Genomic DNA, 18,609 nt, shown 5'->3' on the forward strand with positions numbered 1-18,609 from the left:
TTACATTTATGTAAGCGTTTTCTAAAATCCGCTTGTTCTAGCAATTTCCTTATATACCTATTCGAACATCCTAAAATTATTCTTAAATTAAACAAGTTTAAGCTCCGACTGAGGCTTAGGTTTGCTCACTGATAAAGTCTCTCAACAAAAAGACGACTATAAATCCACTTCCTGAATTTAAGTCGTCTATTTCTTATCTATAATTGATACTATTTATGATACACACACAATCCTTTTAGTAAACAAATCTCTTCAACTCTTCATATTCGTTCATTAACGCTGATTTGGCTTCTGCATCAAACAAAGCTTCAAATCGATTAAGCTCGTTTTGTATTGCCTCTATTAAACGGTGTTTTAAGTCCTGTTCGATAGTTTGAAGCTTCTGTTCAAATTCATTAGACATTATCTTCGAGCTTACATTGATCATTTCCCTAGAACTTTCGACCCCGTCAGCCACAATTAATTCTTTAAATTGTTTTACTACACCATTTTCAAAGAAATCCTTTTTAGATTTCAACAATGGTAAATACTTTTTCGTATCTACTGTTAGAGCCGTATCACTTAGTTCAACAGTAATAGCAGCTATCTCGATTTCCGCTTCACAATAAATGTACGGTAACTCTTTTTGAAGCATGGTAATTTGATCATTTAACCAGCTTTTCGCACGCGCTTTCATTTTTTCTTCCATTCGGATGACGGTAGCTTCCAGCTCTTGTTTTAAGAAGTATTCTCCTAAGCCACGCCATTCTTTTATCGCTCCTGTCAACTGTTCATGAAGTTCCTTTTTACTATTTCCAGTTAAAACAGCTACGTTAATCGCACTTGCAAAGTAATCATTTAAGACGAAGCGCATACGATCACGCAAATATAAAACAAGTTGATCAAATTCCAGTAATATATCTCTTAGTGCAAAGGAGAACGATGCCTTTTGAACATTATCTATTTCAACTTCAATTGTTTGCTTAAGTTTTTCATGCTTAAGCTTTTGCTCATTAGCCTCTTCATTCATAAAAGAAATACTATCTTTAATCTTATTCGTAAACTGTCTCAGCTCTTCAGTGATCATTTTGACACTTAGTTGTTTAAGTTCTAAGATCGTATATTCGTAAAAAGAACGTTCAAACGCAGCAAATGTTGTTTCATTTTCAAAATGTTCTTTTTTAGCTTGAAGCCCTTCTTTACTAGAAAGGTGATACAACCTTGGTTTTTCAATACCGTTGCGTCTCAACTGATCATACACATGTTTTCGAACTCCATTTAACTCTCCTTCACTACTAGCTAAATCCGCAGCGTTAATAACGAAATAAAGCTTATCATGACCAAAGCTTTCATTAACTTTCCCCATCTGTTGAAGGAAATATTGGTCAGCTTTTGAGAAGGCATGGTTATAATACGTTAAATAGAAGATGGCATCAGATTGGCGCATTTGTTGAAAAGCCACATTGGTATGGCGACCGTGGATCGAGTTGACACCTGGAGTATCGACAAGAATAATTCCTTTTTTGGTAATTGCGCTATCAAAGTATATATTTACTTTTTCAATTAAACACGCTTTACTTTCTTCAGCAACTAATGATTGCATTTCTTCGTGAGACACACTAAATTCACTGCCTAATTTCCATTCAGTAGAAGCAATACTTTGCTGAATCGTTAACAAATACTCAGCATATGTTTTTTGCCAACTAGAAACATAGTCTTTCATATTCGGCTTCCATTGAGCAAGTCGTTCAAGGTCTAACGATTCATCTAGTTGCTCACTGACAGATTTAATTTCGTAATTTAATGCATCTACCGATTTCACGGTCACCTTTGCTGTTCCATGAGGGTAATCTGCAGTTGATTGTTCAACCGTATTAACCGTTGCCGTCGTTGGATTCGGTGATACCGGTAAAATATTTTCTCCTAATAAAGCATTCGCAAAGCTTGATTTACCCGCACTGAATGCACCAAACAATGAAATGATGAACGTTTGATTTTCATAACGATGAATTCGTTCCATTAAGTGATTACGTTCCTGAGAAACGATCACTTGATCTTTGTGGTCATGTAGAACATTCTTAATCGACTGTAACCATGTCAACGTCTCTTCTTCAGAAAAATCAACCGCTGACTTTTCTTCTGTCACTTCCCAACTCGTATCAATAACCCCTTCTTCTGGTAAAACCACATTAGCAAAACCATTTTCCAGTTTTTCAGGATACGATTGACTTGAAGCATTTTTAATCTCTTCATTATATTCTCGCTCTGGAGGATATGTTGATATTTGGTCTTTAACGATCTCGATGTTTTCGTCAAAGTTGGCTTTAACTTGATTTACTTGTTCTACATAGGTCTCAATATCTTTAAACTTAGCTAATTGGGCTTCTAGCGCTTTTTCTTCTTCACGATAAGCTTCCTTTAATCCTTCAATTTGTAAATCAACAATTTCTCTAGCCTTGTTACGAATGTCTCTTACAATAATTGAAGTAATTTCTTTTGAAAATGCAAACACATAGTCACGACTTGCATGATCTGATTTAACATTCTTTTTGAGTAACTCATCTGTTACTTCAAAAGACAGCTGATTAATCGCTGCTTCTAACTCTGCTACGTTTGATAATTTCATTCGGTCAATCTTTTGAAAGTAAGCTTGAACATGGAACAACAATTGTGTTTTCACTTTATCTTGCAAGTCTTGAACGAGTAGTCTTAACCGTTCATCTTGAACTTCTTGCGTCTTTTTCTTTGCAAATAAAAAACCTACTTTAAAGCCGGGTTGAATACTTTCAATCCAATTTCTCGCAAGATCTGTCGTTGTATATGGGAATAAGATAACATCTTTAAAAAGACCGCCTAATTCATCATCAAACGATTTATAAATTGCCTTGTCATAATGGCGAACTTCTACTAGTTTTGTCTTTAGATGTTGTTGCTCATCTAATTGGGAAGTCTCATAGCCTTTTTCTTTCATCTCATCTAGCAGTTGATCAACTGCATCAAGTTTGTCTTCTTGTAGTCGATTTTCAACCGCTTGGTAAAAACCTTGTTCGAGTCGTAACCTTGATCCATTTAACAATTTATCACTATGAAAAAGTAAGGATTTAATCGTTTTTTCAAACGTCTTAAATTGATTTAATGGATGGTCTGGCTTTTTCATCGTTGTAAAAAATAATCCTAGATGTCGGATTTCCCAACGACTAAACACATCTTGAACCGATTGTCTAAATACGGATAATGGGATTTCTTGTTCATTGTGCTTATCCACTTGGTTTATTATGATATATATCGGTTTCTTTTCAAGGGAAAGCTGTTTTAAAAAATATAAGTTCGTTTCGGATTGAACATGGTTGTAATCCATAACATAAACAATAGCATCTGTCGTATATAATTGATCAACTGTTACTGCTTCATGCGATTCATCGGTAGAATCGACCCCTGGTGTGTCAAGTATACAGCTATGTTCCCCTAAAAACGGTAACGGTGCCGTAATGACCATATTCGAGATTTCATTCCCATTCATTCCCCATTCACGTACTTGTGTCCAAGGAATTTCACCTTTCCACTGCTTTTCCTCGCCGTCTTTCGTATGTAGTGTTAAGCCTAGCTCTCCATTCTTAATGCCGATAATGTTAGCACTTGTAGGAATTGGGCTTGTCGGTAACACTTCCGCTCCAAGTAATGTATTCAATATCGTTGATTTACCTGCTGAGAAATGTCCGCAAAAAGCAACCTCAAATGTTTTTTTATCTTGTTTTTCTGCTAATTTCTCAAGGCGATATCGTTCTTCTTGAGAGTACGGAATTAATTCTGTTTTTAATTTCTCTTTTACAACTGTCATATGTCTCCACACCATCCTTATCCCTTTACTATAACGAATTTTCTAAAAAATGAGAAGAACGTAATTAAATTTTATTGACAGATGTTAACCATTCCAGTTCTTCAATAGCATGAACTATTTATATGGATATGTGAGGTACTGCACGAAAGTGAATTATATGCTTAAATCTTTTTGAGTTAGTGAGCGATAGTACATTTTCTCGGTTTCCTCAAATAAGGCCTTTAACTGGTTATAAGAATGAAAATGATCTGGCTCTCTTCGTATAAAAGCAATTCGTTCACTTATGTTTACCGGTTTATAATGGAGTTGATTGATGTGAAGTTCTAATTGCTCAAGGTTGGTAACAGGTACATGGTTTGTCCAATATATGGCTTGAATTAATTGAGCAACCATCCGGATCATTACTGGTTTGGCCGCTTTTCGGTCGCGTTTCGAATACAATTCATTGAGATCGTCTATTGTTTCCTTCCACTGTACAAAAAGCTCGGGTACGTGGGTGGTTGACTCAAACCACGGTTTGCTGTTCGGTTCATTGAGTGCCTCTAGCATATCATCATAAAATAAAATAGTTGATGCCTGGTCTTGATTACTCGAATTAAATTTAGTTTCTTCTACATAGAACGGGAATACACGAAAGGATAAAGGAACAGGGTAACTTTTTTGCATTACCCTTTCGCTCCTTTGGCTTTCATTCGTTTTTTCCCTTCTCGACAAATGTCTAATAAAGGACAAATCTCACATTGTGGAGATTGAGCCTTACAATGATAACGACCAAAAAAAATGAGTCGATGATGGGTAACCGACCATTGTTCTTTCGGTATTTTTTTCATTAATGTTTCTTCCACTTCACGTACATTGTCTTTCCAACGACAAATGCCTAGTCGCTTGGATACTCGTTCGACATGTGTATCAACTGCAATCGCAGGTGTATTGAAGGCGACGGATACGACAACATTAGCTGTCTTTCGTCCTACTCCAGCTAATTTCATAAGCTCATCACGTTCAGTAGGGATTTCACCGTTATATTGCTCAATTAATGATTGCGCAAGCTTTTTAATATTTTTTGCTTTACTTCTAAATAAACCAATACGACGTATGTCATTTTCTAATTCTTCTAAAGGAACAGCTACATAGTCTTCAGGTGTTTTATACTTGGCAAATAAACCCGGAGTAACTTTATTAACGAGTACATCCGTTGCCTGAGCTGATAGAAGAACAGCTATTGTTAGTTCAAAAGGATTAGAATGGGTTAATTCACATTCTGCTTCTGGAAACATTTCCCCCATTGTTTCTAGTACATACTGAATATCTTTTTTCGTAAGCATTATTCGTTGACCTCCAAAACTACTTCTCTAACCAGTTATACGTAGGAAAAGGTTCCACTTTTCGCTTTTCTTGTGTCGGTTGCTTTGATTGTTGATACTTACGGAATTTTTCGCCGTATGCGCGTGCTTGTTGTAATGTTTGAACACCATTTTTCTTCCACTCAAACAAAATACGATCGATGTATCGAAAGTTTAGTTTTCCTGAAACGACAGACTCACGTAATGCGGCACGAATGATTTCTGGTGAATGATGGTCCTGATCTAGCCACATCGCTAACGTTTCACATTCAATCGGTGATAGTGGTCGACTGAATTCCTGTTCAAAAACGGAGTAAATATTAAACTCTTCTTGCTGTTTCACTTCATTTTCCTGCTCTATTTTTTCATTAGTCATTACGTGGATTAACTTTTCCCATAACGGTTCAATACTATATGATTCAAAAAGTATCCCATCTTCATCTACATGTTCTTCAATAGATAGATAGCCTTTTTTCAATAATTGACCAAGGATTCTAGCACACTCTAATGAAGACGGACCTCTTGCTGATAAATTTTCTGGAGTCGGAAATGAATGTTGTTCTGATAAAAAGTCATATACTTGAAGAAGTAGAACAAACTCTTCCTCGTTTAAGCCAATTTTTCGATAATTTTTAAGTAAAAGCCTTGGGACTGATAGTTGACCTTCAGTGATCCATTGCATTAAAAAACGATTATTCATAAAAACACCTCATGATTATTATAACACGTAACTCCATCAACATCATTTGGCATTACTCGACAGTTTTCCCTATTATGAACTGTTATCGCTGTCATTTTAAATGATGTATTCGATCGTTTATGTCTATTTATTTGGGGTATCTTCTCCCTTTATAATCTACCTTTTTTCGTTACTTCTAATTGTATGAGGCAACAAAAAGGTCAGACCTTGTAGCTGTGTCTATAGCTATGAAGGTCTGACCCTTTATTCTTTTTTATAGGTCTTGCTTATCTTTTTACTTATGGATACAGACGGTTTAATAAGCGAGGGAACGGGATCGTTTCACGAACGTGTTCTGCCCCACAAATCCATGCTACTGTTCGCTCTAGTCCTAATCCAAATCCAGAGTGAGGAACGGAACCGTATTTGCGTAGCTCTGCGTACCACTTATAAGCAGCTGGGTCTAAATCATGTTCTTTCATTCTTTCAGCAAGCAAATCATGATCATGAATACGTTCTGATCCGCCAATGATTTCACCGTATCCTTCTGGAGCTATCATATCCGCACAAAGAACGACTTTGTCATTGTTTGGATCTGGTTGCATATAGAATGGTTTTAAGCTAGTTGGGTAGTGTGTTATGAACACAGGCTTATCATATGTTTCAGCAATTGCTGTTTCGTGTGGTGCACCGAAATCATCGCCCCAAACAATATCATCAAAACCTTTTTCATGTAAAAGTTTAATTGCATCATCATACGTAATACGCGGGAATGGTGCAACGATATTTTCAAGCTTACTCGTATCTCTTCCTAATGCGTTTAATTCAATCTTACAGTTCTTTAATACAGATTGAATCACATATGCGACATACTCTTCTTGTACTTTTAAGTTATCTTCAAACTCATAAAACGCCATTTCTGGTTCAATCATCCAGAATTCAATGAGGTGTCGACGAGTCTTTGATTTTTCTGCACGGAATGTTGGACCAAATGAGAATACTTTACCGAGCGCCATCGCAGCCGCTTCCATATAAAGTTGTCCACTTTGAGAAAGGTATGCATCTTCATCAAAGTATTTTGTTGCAAATAATTCAGTTGTTCCCTCAGGAGCACTTCCTGTCAGAATTGGCGGGTCAACTTTTACGAATCCTTCTTTATTAAAAAATTCATAGGTTGCACGAATGATTTCATTTCGTACTTTCATATTGGCATGTTGCTTTTTAGAACGTAACCATAAATGACGGTGATCCATTAAAAATTCTGTTCCATGCTCTTTTGGTGTGATTGGGTAATCTACTGCCTCGTGAATAACCTCAACATTTGTTACTGTTAATTCAAAACCAGACGGTGCTCTTTCATCTTCACGAACAATACCTGTTACATACAATGAAGACTCTTGAGTCATATTTTTAGCTTTTAAAAATATATCTTCTCCAACTTCTGCTTTTACAACAACACCTTGTATAAATCCAGTTCCATCTCTTAATTGTAAGAATGCAATTTTCCCGCTTGAGCGTTTGTTAGCTAACCAAGCACCTATTTTGACCTCTTGTCCGACAAATTGCCCGACCGTTGAAATTGTCGTCTTATTCACTATTTTCCCTCCAGCAATATATGTATATTTTCTATGTATAATTGTATATATACCAACAACCATTATACAAGCTTTTACTAATTTTGAGCAAGTTTTCATACAAGAAAAGCGCAAGGCGCCTGCTTATCGGCGACAAGCGCTGGAGGGCCAGCAATACGTGTCTTTCTTTTAAGATACGCTTGCTGGCCTGAAGGGACCTCGAGCCGATGGCACCTGGACCTAGACACCTTATAATTTTATACATTCTTACTCTATTGAAAAAAGGTTGACAGCACTTCTTGGTCTGTCAACCTTTTTAACAGAATTTATTACTTACTCTTTTTTTCAATGAAACGTTCAATTCTTGTCAATGCTTCTTGTATCGCTTCAAGTGAAGTAGCATAAGAAAGACGAACATTTTCTGGTGCTCCAAAACCTGAACCAGGGACAAGAGCTACCTTTTCTTCGTCTAATAAAGCAGTTACCCAGTCATCAACATTATCGTACCCACAGTTTATGGCAGCTTCTTTTGCATTTGGGAATAAGTAGAAGGCTCCTTTGGGTTTAACGCATGAAAGACCAGGAATTGCAACTAACTGCTCATATACTTTATGAAGACGCTCTTCGAAAGCTTGACGCATATTTTCAACTGAACCATCGTCTTCCGTGTAAGCTGCAATGGTACCAAATTGTGCATTCGCTGTCGGGTTGGACGTACTATGACTTGCAAGGTTTGTCATCGCTTTAATAATTTCTGCATTACCAGCCGCATAACCGATTCTCCAACCTGTCATTGAGTGAGATTTAGATACGCCATTAATAATGATCGTCTGCTCTTTCAACTCATCAGAAAGTTGAGCAATCGACGTGTGAACCGCTCCATCGTATACAAGCTTTTCGTAGATCTCGTCTGAAACAATAAGTATATCATGCTTTAAACAAACTTCCCCAAGTGCTCTCATTTCTTCTTCACTGTACATGGATCCCGTTGGATTACTTGGAGAATTTAAGATAAATGCTTTCGTTCGATTAGTTATAGCTGCTTCTAATTGTTCTTTCGTTACTTTAAATTCATTGCTTTCTTTTCCTTCAATGTAAACTGGATTACCGTCTGCAAGCTTTACTTGCTCAGGGTAACTAACCCAATAAGGAGTAGGAATGATGACCTCGTCTCCTTCATCTAATATCGCTTGGAAAAGTGTATAAAGAGCATGTTTTGCTCCAGAACAAACGATAATTTCGTTTGCAGAATATGTAATGTTCTGATCCTCTTTAAATTTACCGATGACAGCATCTTTTAATTTTGGTAAACCACCAGACGGTGTATATTTTGTTTGACCTTCCTCCATTGACTTTACAGCAGCATCGATAATATATTGTGGAGTGTTAAAGTCAGGTTCACCCGCACCTAATCCGATCACATCATGGCCTTGTTCACGAAGTGCTTTGGCTTTTGCAGTAATTGCCAATGTCGATGATGGCGTTAATGTTGAAACTCTTTTCGCTAACTTCATTTTCTCTCCTCTTTTCTATTCTACATTTAGATACACACTACTACTATAATCATTGTAAAAACATGAATCAACCGATATCTGAAAAATTGAATGATTTTGATTTAGTCATCTGTCTTTAGACTATACCTTTTTACAAATGTACCATCTTCAAAGGTAATATAATAAAAAGAGTACCGGTCATTTTGATCTATATATGTAATTTCGTATATAGGCAAACGATTTTCCAATCCAAGACGGACAGCAAGAAGCCTTTTAGGGGCTAATTCACTAACTGCAAATTGTCTAACTTCTTCTTCAGTTAACCCATTCTTCGCTGGTTTGACAACAATGCTTTCTGCCTCTTGTCCAACCCAAGCGATAAGATCCGTTTCACCATCTTCTTGTTGACCTTTAATGACGACATATGGCTGAGTACCATGGTAAAAGGAAACATCTTCAATTATACCTATTTCCGTTTCATTCAATGCTCTTTCTATTGCCAATTGTTCTTGCTCTGTAATTGGTGAACGCATGTTTTGGTAAAAGTATATAGACATCCCGATAGCTGCGATTAAAAGCGCACATACAATTGTTATAACCCACTTTTTCATAAACTAATCACCAATCTTTTATGTTCGGTAAATGGTAAACACCATCTTATTTGCTTCTTCGTCATCTAAAGCTAGCCCAAACATGAGGTCTTTTTCTTTCAAAGTTCGATTTAAAGCATCAACCACTTTATAAACATCCGGTGACTTTTCAATCTTTACGGTAGATAAAACAACCATTTTCTGTTCCATAATTATTCCTCCAAAAATATTAACTTCTTCCTATTTGAGTAACGATTTCTAACATACACATCGTTCACAAAGGCTATACTATAAGTAAGCTCCCATAAAGGAGGAGTAGCAATTGAAACACAATCAAATACAATGGCCCTACTCTCAGCTCTCAACAGCTGAACAGTTCCAACAAGAAAAAGAATGGTTCTCTCTTTCGTCTCCAGTACGTTCTAATCAAGCAAAAAAAATAAGATGTAGTATAAGACAGACTCAATTTCCATCGCTGCTAAATCGCGGGTAAAACAGTTACAAAAAATAACTCCTACTCACACCTCATTAATCCTGTATCTTAATGGTACAGGATTTATTTTATTACCTTAGCATCTTTCCATAATGGTCATTGCATTCTGCAATAATTTTTTCTTCATCAAGAAATAAACACTCACTGTTTTTAACTAGTTGCTTACCTTTGACATACACATCTACTACATCTGCACCACTGGAAGAGTATACGACATGAGATAGGGCATTCATTGCCGGTTGGAGATGTGCTTGCTGTTCTTGCATAATGATAAAGTCTGCGTCGAATCCTCTTTTAATGGCACCTATTGTATTCTGTAATCCTAACGCTTTTGCGCCATTACCAGTAATCAACTTAATTCCTTCCGTTGACTTAACCGAAGTGGGATCTTCATTTATCCCTTTTTGTAATAACACAGCTGTTCGCATTTCCTGAATTAAATCCAGGTTATTATTAGATGCTACACTATCTGTACCTATGGACACGGTTATTCCTTTGGCAAGCATCTTTTGAATAGGTGCAATTCCTGAACCAAGTTTTAAGTTACTCATTGGGTTGTGAGAAACCGCAACTTGATGTTTAGCAAGAATTTCTAATTCTTCATCATTCACATGAACCGCATGTGCTACTAATGCTTCTCCATCAAAAAATCCAGTATTCTGTAAAAGTTCAACTGGTCGCTTTCCATACTTATTTACGTTTTCCTCAACTTCTTGAGCAGTTTCAGACATGTGGGTATGAACAGGTAAACCTAGTGCCCTAGCTTCACTTGCAATTTCCGCAATATAGTCAGGTGGGCATAGATAGGGTGAATGTGGAGACAACATCGCTGTTATTCGTCCATTCCCTTTACCATGCCAATGTTTAGCTATTGCAATCGCTTCGTTGAGCTTAGCTTTTTGCTCTTCTCTGCTACATAAACCAATAATCCCACGGGTAATAACAGCTCTCATACCTACTTCCTCAACGATATTAGCAATATCATCAAGAAACAAGTGATACATATCAAGAAATGTTGTTGTCCCAGACTTCAGCATCTCAACCATGGCTAGCTTTGAGCTTGCGATTACAGCTTCGCGAGTAAGTTTTTGCTCCATCGGCCACATTTTTTCTTGCAGCCACCGCTTAAGCGGTAAATCGTCAGAATGACCTCGTAAAAGCGTCATCGGTGTATGCCCGTGTGTATTTATTAACCCTGGAAGGAGCCATTGTCCATTTAAATTATAAAATTTGACTTTTTCCGATTTTATGTGATTAGGATACCCTGAACCTACCTCAATAAATTTTTCATCTTTCACATGTACATAGCCCGATGAATATACTTCGTCATTTTCATTAGCTGTAATAATGACTCCGTTATAAAAAACTTTGTCCATACTTATGTGAATCCCTTCTGTTCTAATTAATTCTCTTGGCTAGACTTTTTCAATTCGATACGGCGATATGAAACTCCTGCCCACTTGCGCGTACCGTCCAAATTTCATAATTGTCTAACGTACACTTAATCGATACTGCACCTATTTTTTTTGTTTGATAAACATCAATCCATGTTTCTTGTAATCGTTCTAATACATATTCGCTAGGCCGTTTTCCCTCAAGTGAAAAAAGAATGGCCACTTGAGGATCTACTTCTTCAAGGAATTCCTGTGACGTACCATTCGAACTACCAAAATGACCGACCTTAAGAATCGTTGATTTCAAATCATACTGAGAAGCTAGAATTTCCTCTATTTTAGAATCTGCAAGTCCCATATATAACGTACGGTGTTCTCCATATGTAAAAGAAAGGACTAAGCAAGGATCAACTGCATCATTCTCACCAGTAAATAACACTTCGGTCTTTAGATTAGGAAGAACTTCATGCTTCTCTCCTTCTTTCCAACCGACTATTTTTCCGTTGTTTTGTTGCAATTGAGCTTCTATTGTTCCTTTATTGGCGTTAGGAACGATAATTGAAGAGATTTGATAATGATCTACAAGCCACTCAATATTCCCACTATATTCCTTACCATGATTCGTTACAATTAAAGAATCGATTGTTTCAACATGATACATATGTAACTTTTTTGCCAATTCTATTTGTGACAATGAGTCGCCTGTATTAATTAAGACTGTTCCTCCTTGTCCAGATTGAATTAATGTTGCTTCACCACTAGGAAGATCAAAATAGGTAAAAGCGATCTCGTCATCATCTAAAGAAAATTCAACCTCCAATTCATTTGTTACATTTACTACTGACACTACCTGGCAACCAGCTAATAAAAACATGCAAAAAAAGAAGCATGCCAGCCGTTTAATAAGCATCTGCATACGCGAAACCTCCGAATTTTCCATTAACCGTATTAGTTTGTAACAAATATGGCAAAGTTATGTTACTAAAACTAATGTATGCCTGTGGTTCGCGTATAATGATATTTTACCTTACGACTGATACCAGTCTTTTAAATCAGTTAGTAACTCGTTTGTGTTGACCTTTAGGACAGGGACATCTTCAACGGATAGTAAGAACATTTTCCCGTAGCGCGTTGAATTTACTCTTTGATCCATAACGACGATCACGCCACGATCCCCTTCCGAACGAATGAGTCGCCCTACCCCTTGTTTAAACCTTATAATAGCTTGCGGCAGCGCTAAATTCATAAATGGGTTTTTTCCCTCTAACTTCATATGTTCCGATCGTGCCTGTAAAACCGGATCATCAGGTGGTGAAAAAGGCAGGCGAATGATGACTAAACAACTTAAGTCCTCACCCGGAATATCAATACCTTCCCAAAAACTACTTGTACCAAAAAGAATGGCTTGGTCACTTTGTTTGAACGTTTTTATTAACTTTGTTCGGCTGCCACTATTAATTCCTTGTCCGATTAGATAAAACTCATCCTCTCCCATACGTTCTTTGATGATCTGGTATGTTTGCTTTAACATCTTAAAGGATGTAAACAAGATGAGCATTCGCCCTTTAGTTACATGAGCGATCTTTATAATCTTTTCTGCAATATCTGAAACAAACAATTCAGGTTCCTCATTAATGCTGAATGTATCTGTTGGAATATATAATTTGGACTGACTTCTGTAATCAAAAGGAGAAGGAATGATAAGCGACTTTGGTCCAAAATCTTCTAACCCCAACCGTTCAATAAAGTAAGAAAAGGATTCTTTTACAGAAAGAGTAGCCGATGTCAAAATAACTGAATCTTTCTTTGCAAAAAATTCATCTGCTAATGTTTCTTTTAATTGCACTTGCTTCTTAAACAAGTATGTTGCATTTTTAGCTCCTTTTTCCTCAATTTCAATCCAATACACTGCGTTAGGATCATATTCGAGAAGGAGTTGCTCGATGATCTGTTTCGTTTCTTCAAAATCATTAGTTACACCTTGGAAATCAGCAATAGTTCCTCTGTCTTCCCAAGAAAGATCGTCTACGTTGTCATTTAAATGTTGTACGTAATATTCCAGCTGTCGGTTTAACTCTTTTAAAAACGTGTAAACTCGAAGACCACACTCTAAGATGCTCTGCCATAACGATCCATGCTCATTCGGTGCACAGTAACGATAGGATAACCGACCTACCTCTGTCGAAGACGATTTTTTCATTTTTATTACGTAACTATGCAGCATACGAAACAGTTCATCAATTTCAAATTTACACGTTTCAATCTTCATCTCTAAGGATTGCTTCTCATCGGCCGCAGGCACTTGCCCGCATTTGCCAAACACAGAGGAAATAGCTTGTTTCGAATTAGCCAATCGATTAAATAAAAATGCCATTTGATGAAAGTCAATCGATACCCCTAAATGATTACTTGCTACGTCTTCAAAATGATGGGCCTCATCAATCACGGCTTGAGAATAACTTGGGATAATCGAATGGTTTTGAGCAACATCTGTAAATAATAACGCATGATTTGTAATAATAATGTCTGCTTTTTGAGCCATTTTTTTCGCATGTTGATAAAAACATCTTGAAAACCAAGGACATTGTGGTCCCGAGCATGAATTAGGCTCACTTTGGATTTCCAGCCAGAAACTTCGACCGCCTGAAGGTAAATTTAATTCTTCTACATCCCCTGTAGTTGTTTCTGTAAGCCAGATTAATATTTGTCCTTTAGATAATAATGTATCATAATTATCATCTAAATGATTTTGTAATCGCTGTTCAAATTTTCTTAAACATAAATAATGACTTCTTCCTTTAAGCAGTGCAGCCTTAAATGTGAATGGTAACATACTCTTTAATGCTGGGATATCACTATCTATTAATTGTTGTTGTAATAAAATAGTATGAGTACTTACTACGACCCTTCGTCCATAAGTTTTAGCATAAAAAACCGATGGGATTAAGTAGCCTAATGATTTGCCTGTACCTGTACCTGCTTCAACTAAAAGATGACTCCTGCTTTCATAGGCATCAGAGACAGCTTCAATCATTTCTAGCTGTCCTGTACGCACTGCATAATTGGGGAATTTTTTTTTCATTTCACTTAGATTTGTAAATGTATCTTCAACAAAATCTTTGAGTTGGGACTGTGTAATTAAAACTTCTTCTTCCCCATTAGCTTCCACTGTTTTTTTTCGAATTGCTAATTGGCGGTAAATATCAAAGTCCTGCTCAACCTCTTCGTTATAACTTGTCAACCTTTTACTAATTATAGGCTCCAATAAAGTATTGAAATCACTTTTCAGACGTGTCGTAATCTCTTTTAATTTCTGTAGCGTAACTAGTGGTAACCCTTCTAACTTATGTATCATTTTCAATAACAGCAATGCAGTAACTTCTGCATCACTATCGGCTTGATGAGGACGATCATGTTGAAAATTAAAACTTTCAGCTAATTGCTGCAGCTTATAGCTTTCTTCATTAGGCAATAGCAATCGAGATAGTTCAACTGTATCTAGGATTGGTCCTTTAAAAGGATGATAACCCACCTCATCGAGCTGGGCTTGTAAAAATGATAAATCAAATTGAACATTATGGGCAACAAAGTATGAGCCCTCTAACATGTGCAGTAACTCAGGTATGACTTGTTCAAGAGTAGGGGCCAGCGCCACCATTTCATCGGATATCCCCGTTAATGACTCGATAAATGGCGGGATATTCATTTGCGGATTAACAAATGAAGTAAAGCGCTCAATAATCTCGCCGTCTTGAACTAACACTGCACCTATTTGAATAATCCGGTCTTGTTGCGGGGAATGACCGGTGGTTTCTATATCTACAACGACAAAGCGTGTTTCTTTCACGAGTTTCACCTCTCGAGTGACTGATTCTTGTACTTAAAGTATTTGCTCCAATAATGGGTGAGAAAAATTGAGCCTGTTACAGTACGAACGTACTTTTTCAAACTTTGTTTTTTCGCCCCAGGCTTGTAATAACCATAAATACGAAATCCAACAATTGACTTGATACGGGTTCTCTTGAATTAAGTGCATAAAAAGTTTGTCTGCACTTTGACGCATATCCATTAATCCGTAGTTCCATGCTAACCCATGATAAACTTCAGTGTCGTCAAAACCGAGTGCAAGTAACCGTTTATAACAATGAATGGCTCCAGCGTAATAGCCCATCCACTCCATCTCGTATGCTAAAGTTTGTAACATTCCTTTGCTTTCAACCAATTGTAACCCAGTAACCCATGTTTGACATGCTTGATCATATTTATCTAATTCAACATAACATCGACCTAGAAAATAGTATACATCACCATCTTCAGGAAGTAACTCAATGGCTTCTCTAAAATATGGTAAAGCCAAGCTTGGTTGGTGCTGTAAAAAGTGACACATGCCTAAATTATACACTACATCGGAATTGTTGGTAAGAGATAAGGACTTTTCGAAATAGGTAATAGCCTCGTCATATTTTTCTTGTTGTGCCATTAAACAACCGAGACCAACATAAGCAAAATGTTGGCTCGATATGGACTCTTTACTATGAATTAAGTATAGAAACCACTCTTTGGCCTTTTCATAATTTTGGACGTATAAGTATGAATAAGCGAGATATAATTTGACAATAGGATGTCGATGGGCCTTTATTTCTTTAAGAAACTCTTCAATTGCTTGATGATATAAATCCAATTCAAAGTAGGAAGTGCCTTTTGAGGAATAACTAGTGCACTCATAGCTAAAATTTTTAATCTCATCTTTTAAGACATGTAATTCTTCGTCCATTTCAACCCATTTATCTAAAACGGCTTCGTTTAATTTTGCTAGTTCATTGATGTAGTCATTACGTTCATTTTCCCCAATTTTCTTCCAATTGTTTTTCAATTGTTCCATCATCATTTCCCATTGTTTAATTTCTATTTTTTGCATAAAAAATCCCCCCTCATAGATGCTGTTATCCAACAGTTTTCTTCTAATGAGGGGGGATTATGTTAGTAATAGTTGCCTTACAAAACAGTCGAAGCAGGCTCTGTACCAATCATTTCAACTATTTCATTTTTTTCATTCATAATAGCGACTTTTGGTTCATGTTCTAATATTTTTTCTTCAGCCACAAGTGCATATGCAATAACAATGATTACATCATCTTCTTGTACGAGTCGCGCTGCAGCACCATTTACACAGAAAACTTTGCTTCCTCTTGGACCAGCAATTACATAGGTCTCAAAGCGTTGACCATTATTATTATTTACGATTTGAACTTTTTCATTTTCAAGAATATTAACTTGATCCATAATATCTTCATCAATTGTAATACTACCTACATAATTTAAGTTGGCCTCAGTGACACGGGCACGGTGGATTTTTGATTTCATCATTGTACGAAACATTGTTTTGTTCTCCTCCTTGGTTCTCCCCAATTAAAAAATGCTCAGCTTATTCTATATCTAATACGATATTATCAATTAATCGGGCTCTTGAATATTGTTGAGCAATGGCAATTATCACTTTTCCTTCCAATTGGTCAAGATGATTTAGATCTGGATACGTTAATAGTTCAATGTAATCAATAGTGCCTGAACTACTTTTTTCTAAGAATGTTGTCATTTCTGCTTTAATGCGATCTGCCTTACGATCCCCTTGGGCAATTAGGTCTTTTGCTAGTTGTAAACTGTCAAAAATAGATGTGGCTTCTTTTCTTTCCACTTCAGTTAGATTAACATTTCTTGAACTTTTGGCAAGACCATCTTCTTCACGAAGGGTTGGACAGCCGATTAGACTTACTTGTAAGTTAAAATCACGGATCATTTTTTCAATAACAGCTACTTGCTGAGCATCTTTCATACCAAAGTAAGCTCGATCAGGTGTAACAATATTAAATAACTTTAAAACAACTGTTGCGACACCATCAAAATGTCCTGGCCGGCTTTTTCCGCAAAGTACATCTACCCCATCATGAACGATGACCTTCATCGCTGACTCTGTCGGGTACATTTCTTTTACATTTGGGTAAAATAAAACATCAACACCAGCATTTTGAGCTAATCGACTGTCACGTTCAAAATTTCTTGGGTATCGGTCAAAGTCTTCATTTGGTCCAAATTGTAGCGGGTTGACAAAAATACTCATGACAACAAGGTCACATTCTTTTTGAGCTTGTTCTACAAGGCTCATATGTCCTTCATGCAGGAAACCCATCGTTGGAACAAAGCCGATAACGCTTTCATTTCTTTTTGCTTCCTTGATCAACTTTTGTAACTCTTGTACTGTTTCAACAATTTTCATTTTCTATTTTACGCCTCCATAAAGATGCGAGAGTTGTTCTTCACTCATCGTAAACGTATGTTTCTCTTCTGGAAACTGCTTATTTTTTACTTCCGAAACGTAATCAGCAACCGCTCGTTGAATAACAGGTGAAAGGTCCGCGTACTTCTTCACAAACTTCGGAACAAATTCTCCACCGTAACCAATGACATCATGGTAAACTAACACTTGCCCGTCTGTGTTAGCACCAGCGCCAATACCAATAACAGGAATGGTCAGCTGTTTGCTAATAAATTCACCTAATTGTTTAGGTACACATTCAAGCACAAGTGCAATTGCCCCAGCTCTCTCTACTTTCTTTGCATCTTCTATGAGTTCATTTGCACTTTCTTTATCTTTCCCCTGAACCTTATAGCCACCCAGCACCCCTACGGACTGTGGAGTTAAGCCTAAATGAGCAACCACAGGGACGCCTGCTTTTGTTAACATTCCAATCGTTTGAATAACTTCCCCATTGCCTTCAACTTTGACTGCATGTGCACCGCCTTCTTGCATAAGACGTTTTGCATTATTCATCGTCTCACTAATGGAGCTATGGTACGTAAGAAACGGCATATCTGTAACGATAAACGTTTGCTTTGCACCTCGTTTTACTGCCCTTGTATGCAAGATCATATCCTCTAAGGTAACAGGAACGGTTGAGTCATAGCCCAATACTACCATACCGAGTGAATCACCGACTAGGATCATGTCCACACCAGCCTGTTCGACTAACTTGGCTGATGGTGCATCATAAGCTGTTATCATCGCAATCTTTTCATTTGATACTTTCATCTTCTTAAAATCTGTTGATGTTTTCATCGTTTCTCCTCCTTTTTTATAGAGGAAACTGAATAAACCGACAGGCTAAGATGTAAAAAATCCTTCTTTCCACACCGGAAGAAGGATTCAAAGGAATTATAAGTCAACACTG

16 protein-coding genes are annotated in these 18,609 nt (G+C 37.0%); 1 reads left to right on the forward strand and 15 read right to left on the reverse strand.

The window, feature by feature from the left end:
• Positions 1-235: 235 nt before the first annotated feature.
• The 8 genes from ACNSTQ_RS11095 to ACNSTQ_RS11130 form a co-directional block, all read right to left on the reverse strand.
• Positions 236-3,817, reverse strand: a complete 3,582-nt coding sequence (locus ACNSTQ_RS11095; protein ID WP_418199885.1) for a dynamin family protein — start codon at positions 3,815-3,817, stop codon at positions 236-238.
• Between the two features lie 153 nt (positions 3,818-3,970).
• On the reverse strand, positions 3,971-4,483 hold the full coding sequence (locus ACNSTQ_RS11100; RefSeq protein ID WP_418199886.1) for a YpoC family protein: 513 nt from the start codon (positions 4,481-4,483) through the stop codon (positions 3,971-3,973).
• Positions 4,483-5,142 carry an endonuclease III gene (nth, locus tag ACNSTQ_RS11105; protein WP_418199887.1) on the reverse strand — a complete coding sequence of 220 codons (660 nt, stop codon included), beginning with the start codon at positions 5,140-5,142 and terminating at the stop codon, positions 4,483-4,485. The genes ACNSTQ_RS11100 and nth overlap by 1 nt, the downstream gene beginning before the upstream one ends.
• Before the next feature lie 19 nt (positions 5,143-5,161).
• Positions 5,162-5,860: a DnaD domain-containing protein gene (locus tag ACNSTQ_RS11110; protein ID WP_418199888.1), complete on the reverse strand. Its 699-nt coding sequence runs from the start codon at positions 5,858-5,860 to the stop codon at positions 5,162-5,164.
• A gap of 278 nt (positions 5,861-6,138) precedes the next feature.
• Positions 6,139-7,434 carry an asparagine--tRNA ligase gene (gene asnS / locus ACNSTQ_RS11115; protein ID WP_418199889.1) on the reverse strand — a complete coding sequence of 432 codons (1,296 nt, stop codon included), beginning with the start codon at positions 7,432-7,434 and terminating at the stop codon, positions 6,139-6,141.
• 308 nt (positions 7,435-7,742) lie between these two features.
• Positions 7,743-8,927, reverse strand: coding sequence for a pyridoxal phosphate-dependent aminotransferase (locus ACNSTQ_RS11120; protein ID WP_418199890.1), 1,185 nt, complete (start codon positions 8,925-8,927; stop codon positions 7,743-7,745).
• A 101-nt stretch (positions 8,928-9,028) separates the two neighbouring features.
• Complete coding sequence (locus ACNSTQ_RS11125) at positions 9,029-9,517, reverse strand: DUF5590 domain-containing protein (protein WP_418199891.1); 489 nt, start codon at positions 9,515-9,517, stop codon at positions 9,029-9,031.
• An 18-nt stretch (positions 9,518-9,535) separates the two neighbouring features.
• Entirely contained in the window at positions 9,536-9,706 is a 171-nt protein-coding gene (locus tag ACNSTQ_RS11130; protein ID WP_275116522.1) for a YpmA family protein, read from the reverse strand.
• Positions 9,707-9,818: 112 nt separating this feature from the next.
• On the opposite strand from ACNSTQ_RS11130, the gene ACNSTQ_RS11135 reads away from it, so the two are divergent.
• Positions 9,819-9,989, forward strand: coding sequence for a hypothetical protein (locus ACNSTQ_RS11135; protein ID WP_418199892.1), 171 nt, complete (start codon positions 9,819-9,821; stop codon positions 9,987-9,989).
• Positions 9,990-10,060: 71 nt separating this feature from the next.
• On the opposite strand, the gene ACNSTQ_RS11140 is transcribed toward ACNSTQ_RS11135, so the two are convergent.
• The 7 genes from ACNSTQ_RS11140 to panB form a co-directional block, all read right to left on the reverse strand.
• Complete coding sequence (locus ACNSTQ_RS11140) at positions 10,061-11,365, reverse strand: amidohydrolase (protein WP_418199893.1); 1,305 nt, start codon at positions 11,363-11,365, stop codon at positions 10,061-10,063.
• 49 nt (positions 11,366-11,414) lie between these two features.
• Positions 11,415-12,299, reverse strand: a complete 885-nt coding sequence (locus ACNSTQ_RS11145) for a hypothetical protein (protein ID WP_418199894.1) — start codon at positions 12,297-12,299, stop codon at positions 11,415-11,417.
• 111 nt (positions 12,300-12,410) lie between these two features.
• The gene (gene dinG / locus ACNSTQ_RS11150) at positions 12,411-15,230 is read right to left on the reverse strand and encodes an ATP-dependent DNA helicase DinG (protein WP_418199895.1); all 2,820 of its coding nucleotides are present in this window, start codon (positions 15,228-15,230) and stop codon (positions 12,411-12,413) included.
• A 33-nt stretch (positions 15,231-15,263) separates the two neighbouring features.
• Entirely contained in the window at positions 15,264-16,301 is a 1,038-nt protein-coding gene (locus ACNSTQ_RS11155; protein WP_418199896.1) for a tetratricopeptide repeat protein, read from the reverse strand.
• A 77-nt stretch (positions 16,302-16,378) separates the two neighbouring features.
• Positions 16,379-16,762, reverse strand: a complete 384-nt coding sequence (gene panD, locus ACNSTQ_RS11160) for an aspartate 1-decarboxylase (RefSeq protein ID WP_418199897.1) — start codon at positions 16,760-16,762, stop codon at positions 16,379-16,381.
• Between the two features lie 46 nt (positions 16,763-16,808).
• Positions 16,809-17,657, reverse strand: a complete 849-nt coding sequence (gene panC / locus ACNSTQ_RS11165; RefSeq protein WP_418199898.1) for a pantoate--beta-alanine ligase — start codon at positions 17,655-17,657, stop codon at positions 16,809-16,811.
• A 3-nt stretch (positions 17,658-17,660) separates the two neighbouring features.
• Positions 17,661-18,497 (reverse strand): 3-methyl-2-oxobutanoate hydroxymethyltransferase, encoded by an 837-nt coding sequence (panB, locus tag ACNSTQ_RS11170; RefSeq protein WP_418199899.1) that lies wholly within the window; start codon positions 18,495-18,497, stop codon positions 17,661-17,663.
• Positions 18,498-18,609: the final 112 nt, after the last annotated feature.

The sequence above is a fragment of the Alkalihalobacterium sp. APHAB7 genome (assembly GCF_048323755.1).
Lineage (GTDB): Bacteria > Bacillota > Bacilli > Bacillales > Bacillaceae_F > Alkalihalobacterium.

Coding starts and splice junctions, on each gene's coding strand:
- ACNSTQ_RS11095 (WP_418199885.1), bottom strand. CDS start 3,817: ATGACAGTTGTAAAAGAGAAATTAAAAACAGAATTAATTCCGTACTCT.
- ACNSTQ_RS11100 (WP_418199886.1), bottom strand. CDS start 4,483: ATGCAAAAAAGTTACCCTGTTCCTTTATCCTTTCGTGTATTCCCGTTC.
- nth (WP_418199887.1), bottom strand. CDS start 5,142: ATGCTTACGAAAAAAGATATTCAGTATGTACTAGAAACAATGGGGGAA.
- ACNSTQ_RS11110 (WP_418199888.1), bottom strand. CDS start 5,860: ATGAATAATCGTTTTTTAATGCAATGGATCACTGAAGGTCAACTATCA.
- ACNSTQ_RS11120 (WP_418199890.1), bottom strand. CDS start 8,927: ATGAAGTTAGCGAAAAGAGTTTCAACATTAACGCCATCATCGACATTG.
- ACNSTQ_RS11125 (WP_418199891.1), bottom strand. CDS start 9,517: ATGAAAAAGTGGGTTATAACAATTGTATGTGCGCTTTTAATCGCAGCT.
- ACNSTQ_RS11130 (WP_275116522.1), bottom strand. CDS start 9,706: ATGGAACAGAAAATGGTTGTTTTATCTACCGTAAAGATTGAAAAGTCA.
- ACNSTQ_RS11140 (WP_418199893.1), bottom strand. CDS start 11,365: ATGGACAAAGTTTTTTATAACGGAGTCATTATTACAGCTAATGAAAAT.
- ACNSTQ_RS11145 (WP_418199894.1), bottom strand. CDS start 12,299: ATGCAGATGCTTATTAAACGGCTGGCATGCTTCTTTTTTTGCATGTTT.
- ACNSTQ_RS11155 (WP_418199896.1), bottom strand. CDS start 16,301: ATGCAAAAAATAGAAATTAAACAATGGGAAATGATGATGGAACAATTG.
- panD (WP_418199897.1), bottom strand. CDS start 16,762: ATGTTTCGTACAATGATGAAATCAAAAATCCACCGTGCCCGTGTCACT.
- panC (WP_418199898.1), bottom strand. CDS start 17,657: ATGAAAATTGTTGAAACAGTACAAGAGTTACAAAAGTTGATCAAGGAA.
- panB (WP_418199899.1), bottom strand. CDS start 18,497: ATGAAAACATCAACAGATTTTAAGAAGATGAAAGTATCAAATGAAAAG.